Genomic DNA, 24171 nt, shown 5'->3' on the forward strand with positions numbered 1-24171 from the left:
TCGCCCTGTCGGGGGGCAGGCGCTGGGGGAGGGGTGGGCGGGGGCTCGGCGCGACGCGGCTAGGGTGGTCCGGTGTCTGACTTCCCCTCGAGAGTGCCCGAGTGGGTGCGATGGATCCCCGCAGTCGTCCTGAGCGCGATCATCATCGCTGCGGTGGCCTTCGCCGCCTCGCAGGGGCCGCGCCTCGCGGCGGGACCGGGGCCCGCCGAGACGAACGAGGTCGACGACCTCAACTTCTCGGTGTTCACCGACGAGGGCCTCGCGTTCATCGAGGAGCAGCGCATCCCGCGCATCGATCTGCGCGAGATCCCCATCGAGGCGGAGTCGCTCGGGCTGCCCGCCAGCGGCGAGGTCGTCATCGGCCCCCACGAGCAGGATCTCGACTACCGGCTCGTGCTGCTCGCCTCCGGCGGCGACGGCGGCGCGCGATTCACGACGTGGACGTTCACGATCGCGACGGAGGCGGGGGAGGTGCGCGAGCTGCGCGTGGCGCCGCCCCGGGAGATCACGTTCGGCACTTTCCGCGACGTCGAGGCGTTCGCGGTCGAGTCGGCCGAGCGCTTCGGCTATGCACCGATCGCCGACGGCACGCTCCTCGAGCTCGTGCTCGCGGCGCAGGAGAGCGGCCAGCCCGAGACGACACGGACGGAGTCCGGCGATCGGATCGGGCTTCCGACGCACCTGGAGATCACGTGCACGGGCGAGGCGTTCTGCGAGTCGGTCTTCGTCATCGCCGTCGAATGAGCCGGTCGGGGCGGAGCGCGCGCCCGGTCGCAGGGCGCGTTCGTGCCCGCCCGACCGGTAGGGTAAACTCGCATCTCGGCCCGCCTAGCGGTGTCACGGAGTCACTGCAAGGCGCGAGCCCGCAGTACCCCGGTGGGGTATGGTGTAATTGGCAACACGGCTGATTCTGGTTCAGTTGTTCTTGGTTCGAGTCCAGGTACCCCAGCGCTCTGAAGCCCCCGGTGATCCCGGGGGTTTCGTCGTCTCAGTGGACGTCGGGCGCCCGCGGAGCGGAGGCGGCGCGCGTACGCTCGACCCATGCGATTAGGGGTCATCGACGTCGGCTCGAACACCGTTCACCTGCTCGTCGTCGACGCGCACCCCGGCGCGAGCCCGGTGCCGTACCACTCCGAGCGGTCGACGCTGAGGCTCATGCGCTTCATCGACGACGACGGCGCGATCGTCGAGGAAGGGCAGCGGCTCCTCATCGAGGCGATCGTCAGCGCCGCCGCCACGGTCGCCGAGATCGGCGTCGACGACGTCATCTCGACCGCGACCTCGGCCATCCGCGAGGCGGCCAACGGCGAGGACGTCCTCGCCCGCATCGTCCGCGAGACCGGCGTCGAGCTCCAGGTGCTCTCGGGCGACGATGAGGCCCGCATCACGATGCTCGCCGTGCGGCGCTGGTTCGGCTGGTCGGCCGGCGAGATCCTGCTCTTCGACATCGGGGGCGGCTCGTTCGAGATCGCCCAGGGCGCCGACGAGTATCCGGATGCGCAGGTCTCCCTGCCGCTCGGGGCCGCGAGAGCGACCGTGCGCTTCCTCCGGGGCGACCCCCCGAATCGCGACGCGGTCTCGGCGCTGCGCGCGCACGCCCGCGCCGCCTTCACCGAGGCGCGCGACACTCTCTTCGCCGACCGGCCGAAGCCCACGCGCGTCGTCGGCACCTCGAAGACCATCCGCTCGCTCGGGCGACTGGTCGGCGGTCCGGCCGACCCTGTCACGGGCGCCCCGGCTCCGATCTACTACACGGGCCTCCGCGAGTGGGAGCCGACGCTGCGCGAGATGCCCTCCGACGTCCGGCAGTACCTTCCCGGCATCACGCCCGAGCGGGGCCCGCAGATCCTCGCTGGCGCCATCCTGCTGCGCACGGCGATGAAGGTCTTCGACGTGCCGACCCTCATCGTGTCGCCGTGGGCGCTGCGCGAGGGCATCGTCCTGCGCTACATCGACGCCCTCGATGCGCCGGGTCGGGTGCTGCCCGCGACGCCCTGACCTCCGTGCCGATATGGACAACGGCGATATAGATAGTTACGCTATCCATCATGCGGATGAGCGAGTTGAGCACGACCACGGGCGTTCCCGTGCCGACGCTCAAGTACTACCTGCGTGAGGGCCTGCTGCACGGAGGTGAGCGGACGAGCCCCAACCAGGCTCGCTACGACTCCAGTCACGTCGCGCGTGTTCGCCTGATCCGTGCGCTCATCGACGTCGGCGACCTGCCCGTGGCACGCGCCGCCGAGGTGCTCGCCGCGATGGAGCGCCCCGAGCTCGAGCTCAGCCACATCTTCGGCATCGCGCAGCGCTCCGTGACTGAGCGGCCCGGTGCCGACCTCCCCACGACGCCGACCGAGGAGTCACGCGAGCCATCCCGCGGCGAGCGGCGCATCGCCGAGCTCTGCGCGCGCCGCGGCTGGCGGGTGCACGGCGACAACCCCGGCCTCGCGATGGCGACGCGCGTGCTCGATGCCTACGAGGCCCTTGACCAGCCGCACCTCATCGCCGCACTCGACGACTACGCCGAGGCTGCCGAGCGCATCGCCGCAGCCGACCTCGCGACCGTCGCGGCGGCGGGCGAGCGCACGAGGGGCGATCGTGCCGCCATGGCGAACGTCGTCGTCATCGGCACGGTGCTCGGCGACACGCTCGCGGCGGGCCTGCGCCGAATCGCCCAGGAGGTCGAGTCGTACCGGCTCTTTCCGGACGGCGGCACCGAGACCCGACGCGCCGACCGACAGGATCCCTCATGCTGACCGACCCCCGCGCATCCCACGCCCCGTCGTCGGCCGCGGCCAGCGGCTCCGACGGCCGGGCCATGACCCGCCCCGACATCGCCCCAGGGTGGAGACTCGACCTGCCTCGGCAGCACTGGCACCGGCCGCTGCTCGGTCTCGCGATCGCGCTCGCCGCCCTCACCTTCGTTGCACTCGTCGGCTTCGTCGTCGACGACCGCGAGCTGCTCGGCCGACCGCTGTGGGAGAAGCCGCTGAAGTTCGCGATCTCCGGCTCGATCTACGCGCTCACCTGGTCGTGGCTGCTCGGGCACGTCCTGGCGCCGCGCGGCCGCCGGATCGCCTGGTGGGCCGGCACCGTCATCACGGTCACGCTGGCGATCGAGCTCGTCGTCATCGTCGGCTTCGCCGCCGTCGGACTCCGCAGCCACTTCATGGTCGACACGCCTCTGGCGGTGACCGCGTGGTCGATCATGGCGGGCGCGATCACGACGCTCTGGGTCGCCACGATCGTCGCGGGGCTCGCGATGTGGTCCCTCCCCGGTGCCGACCCGGCCCGGCGCGCCGCGCTTCGGGCGGGCATCCTGATATCGCTCGTCGGTCTCGCCCTCGGTTTCCTGATGACAGGCTCGACGAGCGGTCAGCTCGCCGACTTCCAGGGCGTCGCGGGCGCCCACACCGTCGGCCTTCCCGACGGCGGCTCTGGCCTGCCGCTCGTCGGCTGGAGCACCGAGGCCGGCGACCTGCGCATCCCCCACTTCATCGGCATGCACGCGCTGCAGGCGCTGCCCTTGCTAGCGCTCCTGCTCGAGCTCGCGGCCCGCCGGATCGGCGCGCTGCGCGCCTCTTCGATCCGCCGTCGGCTTGTGCTCGTGGGCGCGGGCGCCTTCGCGGCGGTCGTCGCGATAGTCACGCAGCAGGCACTGCGCGGGCAATCGATCGTGGCCCCGGATGCTCTCACGCTGTCATTCGCGGCCGTCGTCGCCGTTCTCGTCGCGGTGGCGGCCATCGCCGTGCTCGCCGTTGCTCGGCGCCCGACTAGGAGCCCTGGCGCTCGTCCAGACTCGCGCGCGCTGCGCCACTAGATCTCGAGCGTGTCGCCCGCCACGAGCGCGAAGAATCGGCCGCCGTTCGACTCGACGACGTGCTTGATGCGACCGTTCGCCATCGCGTTGCCGGCGTCGGAGTTCGCGCGCTCGTGCGTCGGGAACGCCCGACGCGGCCGCACGGCGTCGAGGTAGTCCATGACCTCGCCGATCTTGAGCCACGGCGCGCTCGCGGGCACCGCGAGCACGCCGACGGGCACGCCGGGGTCGGTGTACGAGTCTCCGGGGTAGTAGAGAGTGCCGTCGACCATGACCCCGAGGTTGTCGACCACCGGGATGCTCGCGTGGATGACAGCGTGCCGACCGCCCGAGAAGGCGAGCGTGAACGGCGCGGCCTCGCGGACATCCCCTGCCGCGACGATCTGCCAGTCGTAGCCCGGGTGGGCAGCGGCGACGCCGGCCGGGGCGAACAGCCGCGCCTCGGGGGAGGAGGCGAGCAGGCGGTCGAGGTGCTCGGGGGCGGCGTGGTCGGCGTGCTCGTGCGTGACGACGATGGCGACGAGACCCGGGGCGTCGAAGGGGGCGGTGAAGCTACCAGGATCGATGACGAGGCTCGCGCCGTCGCGCTCGATGACCAGGCAGGCGTGCTCGCGCTTGGTGAGGATCATGCGGCCACTGTAGTCACCGACCTGGCTTGACGCGCCACCCGGGCACGGCTCGCCAATGGTACCCCTGGGGGGTACTATCGAACAATGATCGACGACATCAAGAAGCGCTCACTCCACCGCGCGCGCATTCTGCAGGGCCAGATGCGCGGAATCGAGCGCATGATCGAGGCGGACGAGTACTGCGTCGACATCATCACGCAGTCGCTCGCCATTCAGAAGAGCCTTCGCAGCCTCAACAAGCTACTCGTCGAGAACCACCTGCGCACGCACGTGACCGACATGTTCGACGCGGGCGGCGATGAGCGCGAGAAGGCCGTCGCCGAGCTGCTCTCGGTGTTCGAGCTGCAGAACAACCGCGGCAGCTGAGGCGCGCTGCGCCGGAGAGCGTCGGGTGCGTTGCGCCGTCAGCTCGTCTAGCGGTCAGTTGTTGCGGGGTCGGCCGAGCCGAGCCGCAATCGAGTGACCGATAGGCGCGCGTACCGTGCGAGGACGAGGGTCGACATCCGCTCCTGGGGCAACGCCCCGCGCGCCCGTGGCGGTGCACGCCGAGTCCGTTCATCGGTCAGCTGTCGGGTGTTCGGAGTGGTCGTCCCGTAACTGCTGACCGATAGACGCGATCGCGCCCCGCAGGCCGCGCCCCGCGTCGCGCGGGCCGCGCAGCGCAGGCGGCGGGCGGATCCCCGGCGCGCCGCACCCCGCCCGCCCCGCGAGCACGATCGTTCCGCCCCCATAATCAGCAACTGTGACGACGATGCGCACGTTCGCGGTGGCGATCAACCCGACCGCCTCCTTCGGGAAGGGCCGCGACGTGGGACCGCGAGTCGTCGCCCTCCTGCGCGAGCGGGGTCACCTCGTGCACGAACTGGTCGCTGAGAGTCTCGTCGTGCTCCGCGCCGAGGCGGCCGCGCGGCTCGACTCGGGCGTCGACGCCCTGGTCGTGGTCGGGGGCGACGGGATGGTCAACCTGGGCGTCGAGCTCACGGCCAGCACGGGCATCCCCCTCGGAATCATCCCGAGCGGGACGGGCAATGACATGGCGCGCGGCCTCGGCATCGCTTTCGACGACCCCGACGCGGCGGTGCAGGGGATGCTCGCCGCCCTCGAGCGCGGACCTCGCGTCATCGACGCGGCCCGCATCGATCACGGCGCCGCATCGGCGGCAGGCGCGGCGCTGCATCCCGGCTCTCGCCGCTTCGCCTGCGTGCTCTCGGCGGGCTTCGACGCGATCGTCAACGAGCGGGCGAACCGCATGAGCAGGCCGCGCGGGCGCAGCCGATACACGATCGCGCTGCTCGTCGAGCTCGCGCGACTTCGGCCGATCGACTACCGGCTCGTCGTCGACGGCGTCGAGCACCGCGAGCGGGCCCTGCTCGTCTCGGTCGGCAACAACACCTCACTCGGAGGCGGCATGAAGGTCACGCCCGCGGCGCTGCTCGATGACGGCCTGCTCGATGTAATGATCGTGCGGCCGCTCTCGCGGCTGGCGTTCCTGCGCATCTTCCCGCGCGTATTCGCGGGCACGCATGTGACCGACGCGCGCGTCGTTACGATGTGCGGGCGCCGCATCCGCATCGAGGCCGAGGGCATCGTCGCCTACGCCGACGGCGAGCGCATCGCCCCTCTCCCGATCGATGTGGAGGTCGAGCCGGGCGCGCTTCGCGTGCTCGCCTGACGCCCCTCGAATGCCCGCGCTCGCGCGGATCGGAAGCGGCCGCGGCCGGTTTGGATTCCGCCTCGGACGTATGCCATACTCGTCCAGTCGCAAACGGCCCCATCGTATAGCGGCCTAGTACGCCGCCCTCTCACGGCGGTAACGCGGGTTCGAATCCCGCTGGGGTCACACTTCACGAAACCCCCGGTCATGCCGGGGGTTTCGTCGTCTCAGCCGTCGCGGTCGGATGCTCTGCGAGCCCCCGCCGCGAGCGGCGCTAGACTCACCCGAGCGAAGGGGAGTATCCCGATTCGCCTGATCCGTCACCACGGGCTCCGTTGTCGAGGCCCCGGGCCAGGCGCCGCGATCCGCGGGGGAGAGACTTTCGTCCCTCACCGCACCCCTGAACGGAAGGTCCCCGTGGACTACGTCATTCCCGCCTGGTTCGAGATCGGTTCGTTCGTCGTCCTGACGCTAATCCTGATCGCCGACCTCCTGCTCGTCGTCCGTCGCCCTCACGTGCCCAGCCCGAAGGAGTCGGGGCTGTGGGTGGCGTTCTACGTGACGCTGGCGCTGATCTTCGCCGGGCTCATGTTCACGATCGTCGGGCCGGACGCGGGCGGCGAGTTCGTCGCCGGCTGGCTGACGGAGTACAGCCTCTCGATCGACAACCTCTTCGTGTTCGTCCTCATCATGGCCCAGTTCTCGGTGCCCAAGAAGATGCAGCAGGAGGTGCTCATGGTGGGCATCATCCTCGCGCTGCTGTTCCGCGGCGTCTTCATCCTGCTCGGCGCGACGCTCATCGAGAATTTCAGCTGGATCTTCTACATCTTCGGCGCGTTCCTGCTCATCACGGCGGCGCAGCAGGCCCTCTCGGGCCGCGAGGACGACGAGGAGCGCGAGTCGAAGCTCATCGGCTTCCTGCGCAAGCGCATCTCGATCACCGACGAGTTCCACGGCATGAAGATCCGCACGCGCGTGCACGGCAAGACCTCCTTCACGCCGCTGCTCATCGTCTTCATCGCGATCGGCACGACCGACCTCATCTTCGCGCTCGACTCGATCCCCGCGATCTTCGGCATCACGCAGAGCCCGTTCATCGTGTTCACGGCGAACGTCTTCGCCCTCATGGGGCTCCGCCAGCTCTACTTCCTGCTCGGCCACCTCGTCGACAAGCTCGAGTACCTCAAGTACGGCATCGCGTTCATCCTCGCCTTCATCGGCGTGAAGCTCGTCCTGCACGCCCTGCACGAGAACGAGGTGCCCTTCATCAACGGCGGTGAGCCGCTCGCCGTACCGGAGATCGACACGTGGACGTCGCTCATCGTGATCGTCCTCGCGATGGCCGTGTCGGTCGCCGCGAGCCTGCTGAAGCTGCGCCGCGAGAACCGGTACATCCCGAGCCTCACGGGCCCGAGCGACGATGACGAGCCGGCCGTCGTCGAGGCGACTGCGGAGAGCGAAGCGACCGTCCGCGGGGCGCGCGACGCCCGCGAGGGCTGACCCGGCCCGCCACTGGGCGCTCCGCTCCGAACATCGCAGGGGCGGATGCTCGACCGGAGTGAATCCGGCACTGAGTGCTCCTCAACCAGTCGCTAGGGTTGTGCACCGACAGGTCGGTGAGCGAAGGGGCGTTGTTCGTGCGCGATGAGACGGTCGTTCCCGTCGGTTCCGGGATCACCCGCATCGCCGTCTCAGCGCAGACCTCGGCGGGCGCTGTGCGCCCGCTCAACGAGGACAGCTTCCGCGCCGAGGTACCCCTCTTCGTCGTCGCCGACGGGATGGGCGGGCACGAGCGCGGAGACGTCGCGAGCCGGACTGCCATCGCCGCGCTCGCCGAGCGCGTCGCAGCCGACGCGGTGCCGACGGTCGATGAGCTCATCGAGGCCATCGCAGCAGCGAACGACGCGGTCCGCGCGCAGTCGGAGCGCGACGGGGTCGACGGAGTCTCCGGAACGACGCTCGTCGTCCTCTCCCTCGTGCGGGGCGGCGGGGATGCCGCCTACTGGCTCGCGGCGAACATCGGAGACTCGCGCCTCTACGAGTGGACGGGCAGAGAGCTGAAGCAGCTCACGGTGGACCACTCGTTCGTGCAGGAGCTGGTCGACACCGGGCGACTCACCGCGGAGGAGGCCCTGGTGCACCCCGAGCGCAACGTCATCACGCGCGCCGTGGGCGTCAGGCCCGATGTCGTCGCCGACGTGTGGCTGCTGCCGGTCTCGGGCGAGCAGGTGTTCCTGCTGTGCTCCGACGGCCTCACTCGTGAACTCAGCGACGACGCGATCGCCGAGGTGCTCATGCGGCACGGTGCTGCCGGCGAGCCGTGCTCCATCGCGGATGCTCTCGTGGCAGCCGCGGTCGACGCGGGCGGCTCCGACAACGTCACGGTGATCGTCGTCGAGTCCTCCAGCGCGACTGCGCTCGTCGACGCGGGCGCGCACGACCGGATCGCCTCGACGCGCGACCGCGTCGGCGCCGAGCTGGAGGACACCCTGCCCCGATCGGGCGGCGGAGCGGCATGAGCGTGGTGTACCGGCCCGGGGTCAGCGCGCTGCTCGCCGTCCGCGACGGCGTGACCGTCGTCATCCTCGATGCGAATGCTCCACCCGAACTGACGCCCGCCTCGCTGTGGGATGCGCTCGCGCTCGCCGAGCCCGTGACGCACGTCCTCGAGGTGCTCTCCGCCGATGGGCTATCCGCAATGCCGCCGTTCGCGATCATCGACACGCGCGGGGCCGTCGCCCGCGCCTTCGTCCGGGGCGTCGTCACGATCTCCGTCGAGTCGAGCGGCGCGCGCGGCACGCTCGACGGCGCTGATGTGTCGACGTGGCGCGAGTCGGTCGTGCCCTCTTTCGATCGGATCCGCGTCGAGGCCGGAACGAGCCGCGTCGACGACGGCCAGGCTCTCCCTCTCGTGTCCGGAGTGGTTCGAGCCGCCGCCGTCGAGATCGGCTCCGCCAGCGCGGCGGTCCAGGCGGAGCCGGCCCCGCAGCTCGCGGCGGTCGCCGAGCAGACTCTCACCGAGCCGTTCGACTCCGAGCCCTGGCGAGCGGCGACGGCCTCTTCGAGGAGACCGTGGTGCGCACGCCCGCGGAGGCGGCCCTCATCGGCGACCATGACGGCCTCACCGTCGTCAGCCGGGACATCGCCGGCTTCGCCGAGCGCGAGCGGGTCATCCCTCCCGTCGCGTCGACGGAGCCCGCCCCGCCCTCCTACGTCGTGGAGGTCGATTCCGGGCGGATCGAGCCGCTCTCCGGCGTGATCGTCGTCGGACGCGCGCCGACGGCGTCGAAGGTGTCGAGCGGGGCGGTGCCGCGCCTCATCGTCATCCCCGACAACCCCGACATGTCGAGGACGCACGTTCGCGTGGCGCTCGAGGGCGACACCGTCGTCGTGACCGACCTCAACTCGCGCAACGGCACGACCGTCCGCATGCCGGGCGCGGCCCCGCAGCTGCTGAGGGCGGGGGAGGCTACGCCCGTTCTCGACGGCACCGTCATCGATCTCGGCGGGACGACGCTCGCCGTCAGGAGCCGCTGATGCGGCGCGCTCCCAGCACCCCGCCCGAGCTACCGGTCTACGAGCACGTCCGACTGCTCGGCGCCGGCGGGTTCAGCGACGTCTTCCTGTATCAGCAGCTCCTGCCGCGCCGCCTCGTGGCCGTGAAGGTGCTCATCGCTGACGGGCTCGACTCGGGAGCGCGGGCCGCGTTCGTCGAGGAGGCGAACCTCATGGCGCGCCTGAGCGCGCATCCCTCGATCGTCACGATCTTCCACGCCGACATCGCCGTCGACGACCGCCCCTACTTCGTCATGGAGTACTGCGCGGGCCCGAGCCTCAGCGAGCTGGCCAAGGGCGCGCCCTTCACCGTCGTCGATGCGCTGCGACGCGCGAGCACAAGGACGTCGTGCTCGGCGTGAGCATACGCGGTGCGATGGCGCTCGCCCGTGCGATCAAGACGTGGGCGATCGCCTCGGGCCGCACCTACGCGACCCCCGACGACGTGCGGGCGCTCGCCGTGCCCGTCCTCGCGCACCGCCTCATCGTCGATCCCGAGAGCGACTTCGAGGGCGTCACGCCCGAGCAGATCGTCGAAGGCATCCTCGCCGACATCGAACCCCCGGTCTACCGCGCCGCATGACGTCGGTCATCCAGCCCGAAGCGCGACGGGCGCGGCGATCGCGGCCCCGCCGTCCTATCGGGGCGTGGATGCCCCGCCGACGCCGAGCTCAGCCGACGGTTCGGGGCCCGGGGCCCATCGCCGCGGCGCTCCTGCTCGTCGGGCGGGCGACGCGAGGCGCGCTCGCCCCCATCGTCGGCGTCGTCTCACCGCTCGGCTGGATCGTGCTCGGGGCGGCCGTCGTCAGCCTGCTCGTCGGAGCCCTGCTCGGCTGGCTCGAATTCGTCGCCCTCGGCGCGGTCCTGCTCGCCGCTCCTGTGGTCTCGATCGCCTTCCACGCGCTCCGCGCCTACGAGCCGGGCGACGACCGCCGATACGTTCACTGGCGCACCTCCGCGCGCACGGGGCAGCTCATGGTGCGGCGGTTCGAGGAGACCAGGCGCTCGCAGCTCGTGATCCTCTTCGACGCCGACCGCGACAAATACGCGAGCGACGACGAGTTCGAGCTCGCCGTCTCGATCGTCGCCTCGCTCGGCGTGCAGGTCATCCGCGACGGCACGCTGGTCGCCGTGGTGAGCGAGGCGACCGCGCTGCGCACGGGGACCGCCTCCACGCTCCTCGACGACTCGTGCCGCCTCGAGCCCGTCACGACGAGGCATGCGAGCGCGCGCGAGTTCCCCAGGGCGGCGACGCTGCGGCTACCGCCGCCGAGCCTCGTCGTCCTCGTCGGAGGCTCCGGGCTCGCCGTCACCGATGCGCGCGCGGTGCAGACGCTCTTCGGTCGCGATGCCGTCACGATCGGTCTGCGTGCGGACTCCGCCGCCTCGAGCCGGATCGCGACCGTCGATCGGCTCCGGGTCGCGACCGTCGGCTCGCTCGCCGACCTCCCGCGACTCGTGCGGGGGATGTCGTGACGCCCCGTACTATCGCCGACGTGCTCGTCCCGGTCGTGCTCACCCGGCGATCGGGCTCATCGGCTTCGCCGCCGCCTTCGACTCCAGCGCCTATGCGCTCGCCGGTGCCGGAGGGCTCCTCGTCGGCACGGCGACCGCTCTGCTCGCGGCGCGACTGCGTCTCGGGATCCTCCCGACCGCGGGCCTCGTGCTCGCCGCCTGTTTCCTGCTCGGGACGCCCTTCGTCGCGCCGTCGGACGGCATCCTCCTGCCGTCGATCGCATCCCTGGCAGCGCTCGCGATCGGCGCTGTGTACGGATGGGCCGACATCCTCACGCTGCAGGCACCGCTGAGCCTTCCCGATTACGTCATCGCCGTCCCGTACGCCGCCGCGCTGCTCGTGGCCTTCACCTCGACGACCCTGGCCGTGCGCTGGTTGCATCGTCGGCGCACGGCGCCGCGCGCAGCGCTCCTGCTCATCGGGCCCGCGGCCGTCTACGCGACGGGTGTGCTCCTCGGCACCGACGAACCCGTGCTCGCCGTCGCCCGCGGTGCGGCGTTCGCCGGCATCGCCCTCGTCTGGCTGGGTTGGCGGCGTCGGGCCACGGCGACGACCTCGAGCGAGGCCGCACAGCAGCTTCTGCGTCGCAAGCTCGCCGGCACGGCGATCGTCGTCGTCGCGGCCATCGGGCTGGGCTCGGCCGCGGCGGGGCTGCTCGCCCCGCAGCCCGACAACCGATTCGTTCTCCGCGAGGAGATCGAGCCGCCGTTCGAGCCCCTCGAGTACCCGAGCCCTCTCGCCGGCTTCCGCGAGTACACCAAGGATCTCGTCGACACCGAGCTGCTCGTCGTCGAGGGGCTCCAGCCGGGCGACCGCGTCCGGCTCACGGCGATGGACGTCTACGACGGGGTCACCTGGAACGTCGCGGGCGCGAGCGAGGCGCTCGAGGGCTCGGGGCGTTTCCGACTCGTCGGCCGCACGATCCCCGAGCCGCCGCTCGCGCGCACCGATGGGCCCGAGCCCGTCACCGTCGACGTCGCCGGCTACTCTGACGTCTGGCTGCCGAGTGCGGGCTACGCCGCCGACATCGCCTTCCTCGACGGCGCCGAGGAGGGCGACGGAAGCCCCGAGCGCGTCGACGTCCGCTACAACGCCGCGACAGGCGCGACGCTCGTGACCTCCGGAGCGGGCGAGGGGCTCCGCTACCGGATCGCGACCGAGCGCCAGGTGATCCCCGAGGACGCCGCGCTCCGGGATGCCCCGGTCGCGCCGTTCGCGCCGGCCCCTGTCGTCGGGGTCCCCGACACGGTCGTCGCGCTCGCGACCGAGCTCACCGCGACCGCTGAGTCGCCCGTGGAGAAGCTCCGAGCACTCGAGCAGCACCTCGCCACGATCGGCTACTACAGCCGCGGAACGGCGTCGGATCAGGTTCCGTCGCGCGCCGGTCACGCCGCCGACCGCATGAACGACATGGTGACGCTGCCCAGCATGGTCGGCGACGAGGAGCAGTACGCCTCGCTCTTCGCGCTGATGGCCCGCAGTCTCGATTACCCCACTCGCGTCGTCATGGGGTTTCGCACCCCAGGTCTCCGAGGACGGGGGACCCGTGGTGGTGGTGATGGGGGACGACGTGACGGCCTGGGTCGAGGTCGCGTTCGAGGGAGTCGGCTGGGTGCCGTTCTTCCCCGTCCCCGATGAGACCGACGTGCCGCAGGACCAGATCCCGGAGCCGCGAACCGAGCCGCAGCCGCAGGTGCGGCAGCCGCCGCGCACCGACTCCGAGCAGGACGACCTCGTGACGGCGGTCGAGATCGAGGACACGGACGACGAGGAGCGCGACGACGCCGGTCTGCCCGGCTGGCTGCTGGGCGCGCTGCTCGAGCTGAGCCTCGTGCTCGTGCTCGCTCCGATGCTCGTCATCGCCCTCCTCAAGCGCCGACGGGCCGATCGGCGCCGTCGCGCGGCGGAGGGTCACCGCGCCGTCGCGGGGGCGTGGGGCGAGCTCGTCGACCGGTATCCAGAACTCGGCGCGGACATCCCGCAGCGCACGACGCGCGTGCACGTCGCGGCCGGCCTCACCGCGGGGGCTGCGGGGTCGGACGACGGGGCGGGCGCGGAGGGAGCAGCCCAGTCGCTGCACGCCATCGCCGTGCGCACGGACGAGGCCGTGTTCTCGGGGCGCGACATCGATGCGGGCGAGGCGGACGACCTGTGGGCGGAGGCGCTCGCGGCCGCGGCCGCCGCGCACGAGAGCGCATCGCGCTCGGCGAGGCTCCGCAGCCGCTTCCGGCTCGGGAGCGTCCGCGCGGCGGGCCGTCGACTCGTCGCCAGAGCGGAGACGGCGAGCCCTCTCCATCGACCTCCGGCCTCGCCCCCGATCCCGCCGATCGCCACAACCCCCTCGGCAATGGGCCCGCGCGAAGACTAGGATCTCTCGCGACCCTCGAGGGAGCTCGATGACCGAACACGACGACGCCCGGCCCGCCCGGCCGCTCATCACCCCGCCGCCCGGTCTCGTGCCCGACGCCGAGCGGGCTCCGCGCACGCCCGTCGTCCAGTGCGCGACCGGCGGCCCGCTCATCGAGATGCCGCCCGGTCTCGCCGATTCCGGCACGGTGCGGATGCCCGCCCCTCGTCCCGCGGGCGTCGTCGCGCCCGCCGCGCCGCCGACACCGCCGGCTCCCGCCGCCCTCGCGCCGGCACCGGCGACCGAGCGGCCTCCGACCCCCCACCCGACCTCGGTCACCGAGCCGCCGGTCGTGTCACCCGATTCGGCATCGCTCGCGATCGAGCTGCCCGACGGTCGCCGTCTTCCCGTGACCGGGCGCATGCTCCTCGGTCGCGACCCCGCCGAGCTCGACGGCTGGAGGGGCGCGGAGCTCGTGCGCCTGGCCGACCCGCAGCGTTCGGTCTCGAAGACGCACGCGGCGATCGAACCCGATCAGGGCGCTCTGCTCGTCCACGACCTGGCCTCGACGAACGGCACCGAGCGCGCGACGCCGCGCGGTCAGGTGCTGCCCGTGGCTCCGGGCCACCCGCTGCGCGTCGAGGCGGGCGACGCCCTCCACCTCGGCTCGTTCACGATCCGCCTCCTCGAGGGCCCGTAGGCGGTCGGCCCGGGCGCCGATGGTAGTCTGGGCGGATGCTTCTCGGTCGACTCCTCCTTCGTCGCCGCGGCGAGTCCTGATCCTCCAGGCCACTCTCGTCGCGGAGTCCGCCGTCGGCCGGAACCCCTGAACGAAGAAGGACACGAACGCGTCATGACCGATCCCTCCGCAGACACCGTCCGTCCGCGCACGCTCGCCGAGAAGGTCTGGGAATCGCATCTCGTCGCCAAGGGCGAGAACGGCGAGCCCGACCTGCTCTACATCGACCTGCACCTCGTCCATGAGGTCACCAGCCCGCAGGCCTTCGACGGCCTCCGCATGGCGGGTCGACCCGTCCGCCGACCCGATCTGACGATTGCCACGGAGGACCACAACACTCCGACCCTCGCGATCGACAAGCCCATCGCCGAGCCCACGAGCCGCATCCAGATCGAGACGCTGCGCAAGAACTGCGCCGAGTTCGGGGTCCGTCTGCACTCGCTCGGCGACGTCGAGCAGGGCATCGTCCACGTCGTCGGCCCCCAGCTCGGGCTCACCATGCCGGGCATCACGGTCGTCTGCGGCGACTCCCACACCTCTACGCACGGCGCGTTCGGCGCGCTCGCGATGGGAATCGGCACCAGCGAGGTCGAGCACGTGCTCGCGACGCAGACGCTTCCCCTCACGCCGTTCAGGACGATGGCCATCACGGTCGAGGGGTCGCTCCGTCCCGGCGTCACCGCGAAGGACATCATCCTGGCCGTCATCGCGAAGATCGGCACCGGCGGCGGTCAGGGCTACGTGCTCGAGTACCGGGGCTCCGCGATCCGGGCGCTGTCGATGGATGGTCGCATGACGATCTGCAACATGTCGATCGAGGCGGGCGCGCGAGCCGGGATGGTCGCTCCCGACGAGACGACCTACGCCTATCTGAACGGGCGCCCGCACGCCCCAGAGGGCGCCGACTGGGATGCCGCCGTCGAGTACTGGTCGACGCTCCGCACCGACGACGACGCCGTGTTCGACGCCGAGGTCTTCATCGACGCCGACGAGCTCGAGCCCTTCGTCACGTGGGGCACGAACCCCGGTCAGGGCGTCAATCTCAACGACTCCGTGCCCGACCCCGCGACGATCATCGACCCGAGCGAGCGCGCCGCGGCCGAGCGCGCGCTCGAGTACATGGACCTGCGGGCGGGCACGCCGATGAAGCAGATCCCCGTCGACGCGGTCTTCATGGGCTCGTGCACCAACAGCCGGCTCGACGATCTGCGCGCGTTCACCTCGATCATCAAGGGCCAGAAGAAGGCCGACGGCGTCCGCGTCATGGTCGTGCCCGGCTCGGCGCGCGTGCGCCTCGAGGCCGAGGCCGAGGGCCTCGACCGCATCGTCACCGAGTTCGGCGGCGAGTGGCGCTTCGCCGGCTGCTCGATGTGCCTCGGCATGAATCCCGATCAGCTCGCGCCGGGCGAGCGCTGCGCCTCCACTTCTAACCGCAACTTCGAGGGGCGTCAGGGCAAGGGCGGGCGCACGCACCTCGTGAGCCCTCTCGTGGCCGCGGCCACGGCCATCCGCGGCACGCTCTCGAGCCCCGCCGACCTCGTCGCCGACGGCATCCCGGTCGACCCGGCGCTGCTGGACGCGAGCGCGACCGACGCGACGAAGGCGGGTGTGTGATGGAGAAGATCACGACGATCACCGGGGTCGCGGTGCCGCTGCGTCGCTCCAACGTCGACACCGACCAGATAATCCCCGCTGTGTACCTCAAGCGCGTGACGAAGACCGGCTACGACGACGGGCTGTTCTCGGCCTGGAGGCAGGATCCCGATTTCGTGCTCAACAAGCCGGCGTACGCGAACCCGCGCGTCCTCATCGCCGGCCCCGACTTCGGAACCGGATCGAGTCGCGAGCACGCCGTCTGGGCGCTGCGCGATTTCGGGTTCCGCGCCGTGATCAGTCCGCGCTTCGGCGACATCTTCCGCGGCAACGCCGGAAAACAGGGTCTGCTCGCCGGTACGGTCGACGAGTCGACGATCGAGCGGATGTGGGCGGCGATCGAGGCGGAGCCCGGCCTTCAGGCCACAGTCGATCTCGAGGCGAGGAATGTCCGGATCGGCGATATCGTTGCACCCTTCAACATCGATGACTACACGAGGTGGCGTCTGCTGGAGGGGCTCGACGACATCGGGCTCACCCTCCGGGATGAGCAGGCGATCACCGATTTCGAGGCCCGCCGCGAGGCATGGCGACCCCGCACGCTCCCCGCCCGGTGACCCCGGGCAGAACGGAAGAGGCTTCAGTGACCAGCACCCTCGACATCGACTCGCAGAAGGCTGCAGAACGCGTCGGGCTCACCTCCGACACCATCGTGATCCGCGGCGGCAAGCCGCTCACCGGTCGCATCGAGGTCCGCGGTGCGAAGAACCTCGTCACGAAGGCGATGGTCGCCGCACTCCTCGCCGACGACCCCAGCACGCTGAAGTCGGTTCCCGAGATCAGCGACGTCCACGTCGTCCGAGGCCTTCTCGAGGCGCACGGCGTCGTCGTGACCGAGCAGGCGCCCGGCGAGCTGCTGCTCGACACGACGAACGTCCAGAGCGCCCACATCGCCGAGATCAACGCGCACGCCGGATCGAGCCGCATCCCCATCCTGTTCTGCGGCCCTCTGCTGCACCAGCTCGGCGAAGCCTTCATCCCCGACCTCGGCGGGTGCAAGATCGGCGATCGCCCGATCGACTTCCACCTCAACGCTCTGCGCGCCCTCGGCGCGACCGTCGAGAAGCTCGCCGACGGCATCCGCCTCACCGCCCCGAACGGGCTGAGCGGCGCACGCATCGAGCTGCCGTACCCGAGCGTCGGTGCGACCGAGCAGGTTCTGCTCTCCGCCGTGCGCGCGACGGGCACGACCGAGCTCAAGAACGCCGCGATCGAACCCGAGATCATGGATCTCATCGCCATCCTGCAGAAGATGGGCGCGATCATCTCGGTCGAGCCCAACCGCGTCATCGTCATCGAGGGCGTCGAGAAGCTGCACGGGTACCTGCACTCGGCGATCTTCGACCGCAACGAGGCCGCGAGCTGGGCGTCCGCCGCGCTCGCGACCCGCGGCGACATCGTCGTCGGAGGAGCGCAGCAGCAGGAGCTCATGACCTTCCTCAACGTCTATCGCAAGGCCGGCGGCCTGTTCGACGTGCTGGAGGACGGCATCCGGTTCTGGCATCCGGGCACGCCGTTGCGGCCGGTCATGGTCGAGACCGACGTGCACCCCGGCTTCATGACCGACTGGCAGCAGCCGCTCATCGTCGCCCTCACGCAGGCCGAGGGCCAGTCGGTCGTGCACGAGACCGTCTACGAGAACCGCTTCGGCTTCACCGAGGCGCTCAACGAGATGGGTGCCGACATCGTCGTCTACAAGAGCGGCATCGCGTCGATCACCCGCCGAGTGCCCCGCCGACCGCTGGAGCAGGCAGCCGTCATCACCGGCCCGACGCCGCTCCACGGCGCCGACGTCCGGGTCCCCGACCTCCGCGGCGGCTTCAGCCACCTCATCGCGGCGCTCGCCGCCGAGGGCACCTCGACGATCAGCAACGTCGGCATCATCAGCCGCGGCTACGAGCTCTTCATCGACAAGCTCGATCAGCTCGGCGCCGACTTCGAGCTCGCCTGAGCGGGCATCCCGGCCGCGCTCGCAGCACCGACTAGCCTGGTGCCGTGAGCGACGACACCCCCTCGAGCACGACTGCGGCTCCGCCCCCCGGCGGCCGGCCCGCGAAGCAGCGGAGCGAGAAGACGGCGATCTGGTACTTCCTCGCGGCGCTGCTTCTGCCGATCCTCACGGTGATGGCGAAGTACGTCACGATCGACGGACACAAGCTGCCGAAGCGCGGCGCGTTCATCCTCTCGCCGAACCACTACAGCGAGTTCGACCCGGTCGTCATGGGCCGATTCGTCTGGGGGCTCGGGCGCGTGCCGCGCTTCCTCGCGAAGTCGAGCGTCTTCAAGAATCCCATCGTCGGCGCGATCCTGCGCGCCTCCGGGCAGATCCCCGTCGAGCGCGAGGGCGGCGGCCGCTCCGCCGACCCGCTCAAGGCCGCGAAGCAGCTCGTCGACAAGGAGCTCGCCGTGATCATCTACCCGGAGGGAACGCTCACGCGCGATCCCGACCTGTGGCCGATGCGCGGCAAGACGGGCGCGGTGCGGATGGCGCTCACCGCGGGCGTCCCCATCATCCCCGCCGCCCACTGGGGTACGCAGCAGATCATGGCCCGCTACTCGAAGAAGATCAGCTTCGTCCCGCGCAAGCGCATCGTGTGCAAGATCGGCGACCCCGTCGACCTGAGCGACCTCATGGGCCGCCCGATCGACCAGGCAGTCCTCGCCGAGGGCACCGAGCGCGTCATGAGCGCGATCGCCGCCCTCCTCGGCGATCTGCGCGGCGAGACGCCGCCGGCTGAGCGGTGGGATCCAGTGAAGAACAATCAGAAGGAGACCGGCCGTTTTGAGTGACGTGACGCCCGCGCGCGAGCATCCGCCGCTGACCGAGGCGCTGCGCCTGCCGCTCGCCCAGATCGAGCCGGATGCCCTCCGCATCGCCGTCCTCGGCGCCGGTTCCTGGGGCACGACGTTCGCGAAGCTGCTCGCCGACGGCGGCAGCGACGTCGTCCTGTGGGCCCGCCGACGCGAGGTCGCCCAGGAGATCACTGAGACGCACCGCAACAGCGACTACCTGCCCGGCATCAATCTGCCGCCGAACCTGCGCGCGCACGACTCGCTCGAGCGCGTGCTCGCCGGCGCCCAGCAGGTCTACCTTTCGGTGCCGAGCCAGTCCCTGCGCTCGAACCTGCACTCGATCCGCGACATCGTGCCGCCCGATGTGCCGATCGTGAGTCTCATGAAGGGCGTCGAGAGAGGCACGGGCCGTCGCATGAGCGAGGTCATCGCCTCCGAGCTTCAGGTCGACCCCGATCGCATCGCCGTCGTCAGCGGACCGAACCTCGCGCTCGAGATCGCGAAGAGGCAGCCGACTGCGGCCGTGGTCGCGAGCTCGAGTCGGGAGACGGCGGTCGCCGTGGCCGCCGCGTCGACCAACGAGTACTTCGCCTCGTTCGTCAACACCGACGTCATCGGCACCGAGTTCGGCGGTGTGCTGAAGAACCTCATCGCCGTCGCGGTGGGCATCGCCGACGGCGTGGGATACGGCGAGAACACGAAGGCGTCGATCATCACGCGCGGCCTCGTCGAGCTCACGCACTTCGCCGTCGCCTACGGCGCGCGGCCGGAGACGATGTCGGGGCTCGCGGGGCTCGGCGACCTCATCGCGACGTGCGAGTCGAAGCTCTCTCGTAACAACACCGCCGGCCGGCTGCTCGGCCAGGGCTACGCCTTCACCGAGGTGATCGCGCAGATGAACCAGACGGCCGAGGGTCTGTCGTCTGTCGGTCCGATTCTCGAGCTCGCCTGTCAGCGCGGCGTGCACATGCCGATCGTCGCGCAGGTGGCGCGGGTGCTCGACGGGACGCTTGACCCGCGCGAGCTGGCCCCGCATCTGGCGACCGACAGCGACGAGCCGCAGGGCGAGTGAGGCCCGTGGAACCGGACGGTGCGCGAGCGCGCCGCATCCTGACCCCTGTTCGGGGGATGCCTGACGGTAGGCTGAACGCGTGATCACCTCGCTGGCTGGCGGCCGCGTCCTCGCCGAGAAGACAGGAGCGACGCCTCCGCGCGTCGTCGCCCTCCACGGCTGGGGGCGCGACGGCACCGACTTCCAGACGATCGTCTCCGGTCTCGACGCCGTGAGCCTGCACCTGCCGGGCTTCGGCCCGGCCCCGGCACCTGACGAGGTGTGGGGAACCGAGGAGTACGCCGAACTCGTCGCCGAGGCGATCGCCGCGTATGCGCCCGTCGTGATCGTCGGCCACTCGTTCGGCGGCCGAGTGGCCGTGCGCCTCGCCGCGCGGCGCCCCGAGCTCGTGCGCGGGCTCCTGCTCACGGGCGCCCCGCTCGTCCGGCTCGCCGCGCCCGCAGCCCCGCCGCTCTCGTACCGCATCGCTCGCTGGGCCAACGGTGCCGGCCTCCTGAGCGACGAGCGCATGGATGCCCTGCGCAATCGGCGCGGATCCGCCGACTACCGCGCCGCCCAGGGCGTCATGCGCGGCGTCCTCGTGAAGACCGTCGGCGAGAACTACGACGACGACCTCGCCGCGGTGACGTGCCCCGTGCGCATGGTGTGGGGCGAGAACGACACCGCCGCCCCGACCGACGCCGGTCGCGTCGCCGCCCAGCGCTGCGACGCGAGCTTCCGGGTCGTCAGCGGCACCGAGCACCTGCTCACGGGCGACCTCGAGCTCGCCGTGCGCGAGGAGCTCCTGACCTTCCTCGACGAACTGGATCGCACCGCATGACCCTGCTGACCTCGCCGTTCACACTCGTGGCGCTCGGCCTGGCGGTCGTCGCCGCCGTGCCCGTCGCCGCCCGCTGGCTGCGCGTCGCGCAGCGCGAGCACTACGTGCCGACCTGGGTGTCGCGCATGGCCGGGCTGTGGCTCAGCCGAGAGCCGGTTACGCTGCTCGGCGCGGCCGTCGCAACCCTTCTGGTCGTCGTCGCCGCGATCGGCATCGCCTCGACCGGAGCCGGCTCGTCCTTCGCGATCGCGGCCCTCGTCGCGATCGTGCTGATCGCCCTCCTGCCGGTCGGTCTGAAGCCGCGCGGCACCTCCGCGAAGTTCGTGCTCACCGATCGGGTCAAGCGGCTTCTCGCCGCGTGGGTCGCCGTGCACCTCGTGCTCGCGATCGCCCTCGCCGCGCTCCTCGGCGCCGCGGGGCCCGCGCTCGTCCTGCTCCTGAGCGCCCCCCTCACCGATCTGGCGCTCGCGATCACGGCCCCGATCGAGAAGGCCGGCTCGAAGCGGTTCGTCGAGCAGGCGCGCAAGCGCCTCGATCAGGTCAAGCCGCGCGTGGTCGCGATCACCGGGTCGTACGGCAAGACGAGCACGAAGAACTACGTCGCCCACCTGCTGTCGGCCACGTACACGACCGTCGCGAGCCCGGCATCCTTCAACAACCGCCTGGGCCTCTCGCGCGCCGTCAACGACAAGCTCGTTCCCGGCACCGAGATCTTCGTCGCCGAGATGGGCATCTTCGGTGCGGGAGAGATCCGCCAGCTGTCGACGCACTTCCCGCCCGACATCGCCGCGATCACCGTCATCGGCGAGGCGCACCTGCAGCGGATGCGCTCGACCGACGTGATCTTCCGCGCCAAGGCAGAGATCACCGAGCGCGCGCGGACGGTCGTGCTCCCGATCGACGACCCGCGCCTCGCCCGCCTCGCCGAGGAGTGCGCGGCCGCCGGCAAGCGCGTCGTGACCGTGTCGCTGCTGCCCGGGGCCGACGCCGACGTCGTGCTCGACGCGACGGGAGCCGACGAGGCCTCCGCGAGCGGCGCGGCGACCATCCGCATCGGGCGCGACGCCGCGCCCGCGCCCGTCACGATCTCGAGCACCGGCCACGCGATCAACATCGCGGTCGCGGCGGGCATCGCCCTCGCGGCGGATGTCCCCGTCGCGACGATCGCCGGCCGACTTTCCGATCTTCCCGGCTCGCAGCACCGCGCCGAGGTGCAGCAGGCTCCGAGCGGCGCGCTCATCGTCGACGACACTTACAATTCCAACCCCGTCGGGGCGCATCGCGCTCTCGAGGGCGCTGCGGTCCTCGCCGCCGAGCGGGGCGGCGGACTCGTCGTCGTGACGCCCGGCATGGTCGAGCTCGGGCCCGTCCAGGCCGAGCGCAACCGCGCGTTCGGCGCGGCGATCAAGGCCGCAGGCGCGACGCTCTACGCCGTCGGCCGCACCAACCGCGCCGCCCTCCTCGAGGGCTACGGCGAGGGTGCCCACGCGGTCGACTCGCGCGACGCCGCGGTCGCCGACGCCGTCCGAGCCGCCGCCGACCGGGGCGTTATCCTCTACGAGAACGACCTCCCCGACCACTACCCGTGAGTCGCCGCCCGGGGAGGGGCCACGCCGCGGCGCACGACATGACAGGGGAATCATGAGCGCTGCCGCGCAGTCCGCACCGTGGGCCGTCGTCTTCGGAGGGCCCAGCCCCGAGCACGAGATCTCCATCCTCACCGGCCTGCAGGCCGAGCGCGTGCTCACCGCCGCGGGCCACGCCGTCGTGCCGATCTACTGGTCGCCCACGGGCGAGTGGTTCCGGGTGCCCGTCGCGACAGAGGCGAAGGACTATCTCGAGGGCGCGCCGCGCGACTCGGTCGCGCTCGAGGTGAGGCTCTCCGGCGAGCCTGGTCTGTACCGCCGCAAGAAGTTCGGCGCCGAGAGGCTCGAGCTCGAGGCGTCCCTCCTGTGCCTGCACGGCGGTGTCGGCGAGGGCGGCGGGGCCGCAGCGGTCTTCTCGCTGCTGGGCATCCCCGCCACCGGGTCGACGCTCTTCGCCGGGGCCGTGGGCATGGACAAGCTCGCGTTCGGGGGCCTCATGACGGCCGCGGGCATCCCCTCGCTGCCGCGCGAGGCCGTATCGACTCTGCGCGAGCCCGGCTTCGGCGGGCCGTACATCGTCAAGCCGCGTTTCGGCGGCTCGTCGATCGGCATCGAGATCGCCGACGACATCGAGGCCGCGCGCGCACTCGCTGGCGCGAGCGTCCACTTGCGCAACGGCGCCGTGCTCGAGCCCTATCGGCCCGAGCTCGTCGACCTCAACATCTCGTTCCGCACGCACCCCGAGCTCGAGATCACGCAGCTCGAGAAGCCGTTGCGCGGCGAGCGCCAGAGCGCGCTCTACTCGTACGCCGAGAAGTACCTCGCCGGCGGCACCGGAGCCGAGGCCGGCCTGTCGAGCGCACCGCGCGAGTTTCCCGCCGAGGTCGCGGAGAGCGTGCACGAGACGGCGCGCGACCTCGCGGCCCGCGTCGCCGACGTCACGCGCCTCACGGGCGTCGTGCGCGTCGACCTCCTGCTCGACGAGGCGACGGGCGAGCTGTTCGTGAACGAGGTGAACTCGATCCCCGGCGCGCTGTCTCTCTACCTGTGGGCGCCGCAGCGGCCGGCGGCCGAGGTGCTCGTCGACGCGATCGTCGAAGCGCGCGACAAGCGCGTCGTCTTCCCGCAGGCCGGCTTCGGCGGCGGGGCCGCGCTGCGTGCCGCGGGCGGCATCGCGGGCAAGCTCGTCGGGCTCGACGGGCCGCGCGCGTAGCGCCCGAGCCGAGGCCGGACGCGCCCTGCGCGGCGTGTCGTCGCGGGGGAGCAGTCCGCCAGACCGACAGGCCGGCACGACCCCCCGATGGTGGGCCGCACTTCGCCGCGTGTCGTCGACGGCAGTCGGTCGGGCAGACGCGCGACGGCACTCGCGCGCGTCGCCGGCGCTACTCGTCCGCGGGGTCGTCGGCGCCGTCGTCAGGAGCGACGGTGCCGCCGCCGAACACGTCGGTCGCGGCGAGGCACCGCGTGGTCGGCTCGGTCGACGCGACGGCGGTGCTCACCGGGCGCAGGGCATCCGGGCCCCTGACCACGTCGTTGTCGACGATGACCTCGGTCGCCGGCTCGCGGCCGTAGGTCGTGAAGACGTACCGGGGGGCGTCGGACTCGTCGAGCAGCCAGTCGACGCCGTCGACGGTGAAGCACGGCAGCTCGCTCGGGCCGGGCGCCGGCAGCCCGCAGCGGTAGATGACGGCCGCCGGGTCTCCCCACGCGGCGGTCGCCTGCGCGTTGGTGGCGCGGCGGTCGAGCCCGGCGATCTCGTCGGGCAGGCGCACCGAGATCTCGGCGCACCCGTAGGCGTTCGACTCCGGGGCCGCATCGAGGTTGACGGTTCCCGCGCACGCCGCGAGCACGAGCGGAGCGCTCGCGATCAGGGCGACGGATGCCCGCCTCGCGCGGGCAGGACGGCTGCGGGTCGACATCGGTCACCACGCTACCGCGGCGCGCCTCCGCGGCGGCCGCGAGCCGCGCGGCCGGTCCCGCGCCCGTG

Annotated in this window: 25 protein-coding genes and 2 tRNA genes; 25 read left to right on the forward strand and 2 right to left on the reverse strand. The window is 71.5% G+C overall.

The features are described 5' to 3' along the window. The first annotated feature begins 72 nt into the window (after window positions 1-72). The 5 genes from FHX53_RS00595 (at window position 73) to FHX53_RS00615 (ending at window position 3820) form a co-directional block, all read left to right on the forward strand. On the forward strand, window positions 73-744 hold the full coding sequence (locus tag FHX53_RS00595) for a hypothetical protein (RefSeq protein ID WP_182489228.1): 672 nt from the start codon (window positions 73-75) through the stop codon (window positions 742-744). Between the two features lie 133 nt (window positions 745-877). Further along, window positions 878-949 (forward strand) — tRNA-Gln (locus tag FHX53_RS00600). Between the two features lie 92 nt (window positions 950-1041). Further along, the gene (locus FHX53_RS00605; protein WP_182489230.1) at window positions 1042-1998 is read left to right on the forward strand and encodes a Ppx/GppA phosphatase family protein; all 957 of its coding nucleotides are present in this window, start codon (window positions 1042-1044) and stop codon (window positions 1996-1998) included. Between the two features lie 56 nt (window positions 1999-2054). Beyond that, window positions 2055-2756 carry a MerR family transcriptional regulator gene (locus FHX53_RS00610; RefSeq protein WP_246335371.1) on the forward strand — a complete coding sequence of 234 codons (702 nt, stop codon included), beginning with the start codon at window positions 2055-2057 and terminating at the stop codon, window positions 2754-2756. Beyond that, the gene (locus FHX53_RS00615; protein ID WP_220476067.1) at window positions 2750-3820 is read left to right on the forward strand and encodes a hypothetical protein; all 1071 of its coding nucleotides are present in this window, start codon (window positions 2750-2752) and stop codon (window positions 3818-3820) included. The genes FHX53_RS00610 and FHX53_RS00615 overlap by 7 nt, the downstream gene beginning before the upstream one ends. Here the strand turns inward: FHX53_RS00615 and FHX53_RS00620 are convergent. Continuing rightward, the gene (locus FHX53_RS00620) at window positions 3817-4449 is read right to left on the reverse strand and encodes an MBL fold metallo-hydrolase (protein WP_182489234.1); all 633 of its coding nucleotides are present in this window, start codon (window positions 4447-4449) and stop codon (window positions 3817-3819) included. The genes FHX53_RS00615 and FHX53_RS00620 overlap by 4 nt on opposite strands. Before the next feature lie 84 nt (window positions 4450-4533). Between FHX53_RS00620 and FHX53_RS00625 the strand changes: the two genes are divergently transcribed. The 20 genes from FHX53_RS00625 to FHX53_RS00720 all read left to right on the forward strand — a co-directional run bounded on the left by FHX53_RS00625 (window position 4534) and on the right by FHX53_RS00720 (window position 23397). After that, window positions 4534-4815 (forward strand): metal-sensitive transcriptional regulator, encoded by a 282-nt coding sequence (locus FHX53_RS00625; protein WP_182489235.1) that lies wholly within the window; start codon window positions 4534-4536, stop codon window positions 4813-4815. Window positions 4816-5200: 385 nt separating this feature from the next. Next, window positions 5201-6121, forward strand: coding sequence for a diacylglycerol/lipid kinase family protein (locus FHX53_RS00630; protein ID WP_182490081.1), 921 nt, complete (start codon window positions 5201-5203; stop codon window positions 6119-6121). A gap of 95 nt (window positions 6122-6216) precedes the next feature. After that, a tRNA-Glu gene (locus FHX53_RS00635) sits at window positions 6217-6289 on the forward strand. 231 nt (window positions 6290-6520) lie between these two features. Continuing rightward, the gene (locus FHX53_RS00640) at window positions 6521-7603 is read left to right on the forward strand and encodes a TerC family protein (protein WP_343050711.1); all 1083 of its coding nucleotides are present in this window, start codon (window positions 6521-6523) and stop codon (window positions 7601-7603) included. Between the two features lie 137 nt (window positions 7604-7740). Continuing rightward, on the forward strand, window positions 7741-8622 hold the full coding sequence (locus tag FHX53_RS00645; RefSeq protein WP_182489237.1) for a protein phosphatase 2C domain-containing protein: 882 nt from the start codon (window positions 7741-7743) through the stop codon (window positions 8620-8622). A 553-nt stretch (window positions 8623-9175) separates the two neighbouring features. Beyond that, on the forward strand, window positions 9176-9640 hold the full coding sequence (locus FHX53_RS00650; protein ID WP_182489239.1) for an FHA domain-containing protein: 465 nt from the start codon (window positions 9176-9178) through the stop codon (window positions 9638-9640). After that, entirely contained in the window at window positions 9640-10020 is a 381-nt protein-coding gene (locus FHX53_RS00655) for a protein kinase domain-containing protein (RefSeq protein WP_182489241.1), read from the forward strand. The genes FHX53_RS00650 and FHX53_RS00655 overlap by 1 nt, the downstream gene beginning before the upstream one ends. A 14-nt stretch (window positions 10021-10034) precedes the next feature. Next, window positions 10035-10241, forward strand: a complete 207-nt coding sequence (locus FHX53_RS00660; protein WP_343050712.1) for a hypothetical protein — start codon at window positions 10035-10037, stop codon at window positions 10239-10241. 68 nt (window positions 10242-10309) lie between these two features. Beyond that, window positions 10310-11134, forward strand: coding sequence for a DUF58 domain-containing protein (locus FHX53_RS00665; protein ID WP_182489243.1), 825 nt, complete (start codon window positions 10310-10312; stop codon window positions 11132-11134). Further along, window positions 11028-12812: a transglutaminase domain-containing protein gene (locus FHX53_RS13945; RefSeq protein WP_182489245.1), complete on the forward strand. Its 1785-nt coding sequence runs from the start codon at window positions 11028-11030 to the stop codon at window positions 12810-12812. Before FHX53_RS00665 ends, FHX53_RS13945 begins: the two co-directional genes overlap by 107 nt. Beyond that, window positions 12745-13542, forward strand: coding sequence for a hypothetical protein (locus FHX53_RS00675; RefSeq protein ID WP_182489247.1), 798 nt, complete (start codon window positions 12745-12747; stop codon window positions 13540-13542). The genes FHX53_RS13945 and FHX53_RS00675 overlap by 68 nt, the downstream gene beginning before the upstream one ends. Before the next feature lie 28 nt (window positions 13543-13570). Then, window positions 13571-14221, forward strand: coding sequence for an FHA domain-containing protein (locus tag FHX53_RS00680; RefSeq protein WP_182489249.1), 651 nt, complete (start codon window positions 13571-13573; stop codon window positions 14219-14221). Between the two features lie 153 nt (window positions 14222-14374). Further along, complete coding sequence (gene leuC, locus FHX53_RS00685) at window positions 14375-15874, forward strand: 3-isopropylmalate dehydratase large subunit (RefSeq protein WP_182489251.1); 1500 nt, start codon at window positions 14375-14377, stop codon at window positions 15872-15874. Then, the gene (gene leuD, locus FHX53_RS00690) at window positions 15874-16470 is read left to right on the forward strand and encodes a 3-isopropylmalate dehydratase small subunit (protein WP_182489253.1); all 597 of its coding nucleotides are present in this window, start codon (window positions 15874-15876) and stop codon (window positions 16468-16470) included. The genes leuC and leuD overlap by 1 nt, the downstream gene beginning before the upstream one ends. A gap of 26 nt (window positions 16471-16496) precedes the next feature. Then, on the forward strand, window positions 16497-17864 hold the full coding sequence (murA, locus tag FHX53_RS00695) for a UDP-N-acetylglucosamine 1-carboxyvinyltransferase (RefSeq protein WP_425488288.1): 1368 nt from the start codon (window positions 16497-16499) through the stop codon (window positions 17862-17864). Between the two features lie 44 nt (window positions 17865-17908). Next, window positions 17909-18703, forward strand: coding sequence for a lysophospholipid acyltransferase family protein (locus FHX53_RS00700; RefSeq protein WP_343050714.1), 795 nt, complete (start codon window positions 17909-17911; stop codon window positions 18701-18703). 46 nt (window positions 18704-18749) lie between these two features. Further along, the gene (locus FHX53_RS00705; RefSeq protein ID WP_182490084.1) at window positions 18750-19778 is read left to right on the forward strand and encodes an NAD(P)H-dependent glycerol-3-phosphate dehydrogenase; all 1029 of its coding nucleotides are present in this window, start codon (window positions 18750-18752) and stop codon (window positions 19776-19778) included. 79 nt (window positions 19779-19857) lie between these two features. Further along, window positions 19858-20598 carry an alpha/beta fold hydrolase gene (locus FHX53_RS00710; RefSeq protein ID WP_182489257.1) on the forward strand — a complete coding sequence of 247 codons (741 nt, stop codon included), beginning with the start codon at window positions 19858-19860 and terminating at the stop codon, window positions 20596-20598. Beyond that, the gene (locus FHX53_RS00715) at window positions 20595-22187 is read left to right on the forward strand and encodes a Mur ligase family protein (protein ID WP_182489259.1); all 1593 of its coding nucleotides are present in this window, start codon (window positions 20595-20597) and stop codon (window positions 22185-22187) included. The genes FHX53_RS00710 and FHX53_RS00715 overlap by 4 nt, the downstream gene beginning before the upstream one ends. A 52-nt stretch (window positions 22188-22239) precedes the next feature. Then, window positions 22240-23397, forward strand: a complete 1158-nt coding sequence (locus FHX53_RS00720; RefSeq protein ID WP_182489261.1) for a D-alanine--D-alanine ligase family protein — start codon at window positions 22240-22242, stop codon at window positions 23395-23397. Between the two features lie 169 nt (window positions 23398-23566). On the opposite strand, the gene FHX53_RS00725 is transcribed toward FHX53_RS00720, so the two are convergent. After that, complete coding sequence (locus FHX53_RS00725) at window positions 23567-24103, reverse strand: DUF3515 family protein (RefSeq protein WP_182489263.1); 537 nt, start codon at window positions 24101-24103, stop codon at window positions 23567-23569. Window positions 24104-24171 lie beyond the last annotated feature (68 nt).

The organism is Microcella alkalica (assembly GCF_014137945.1).
In the GTDB taxonomy this organism is placed as follows: Bacteria; Actinomycetota; Actinomycetes; order Actinomycetales; family Microbacteriaceae; genus Microcella; species Microcella alkalica.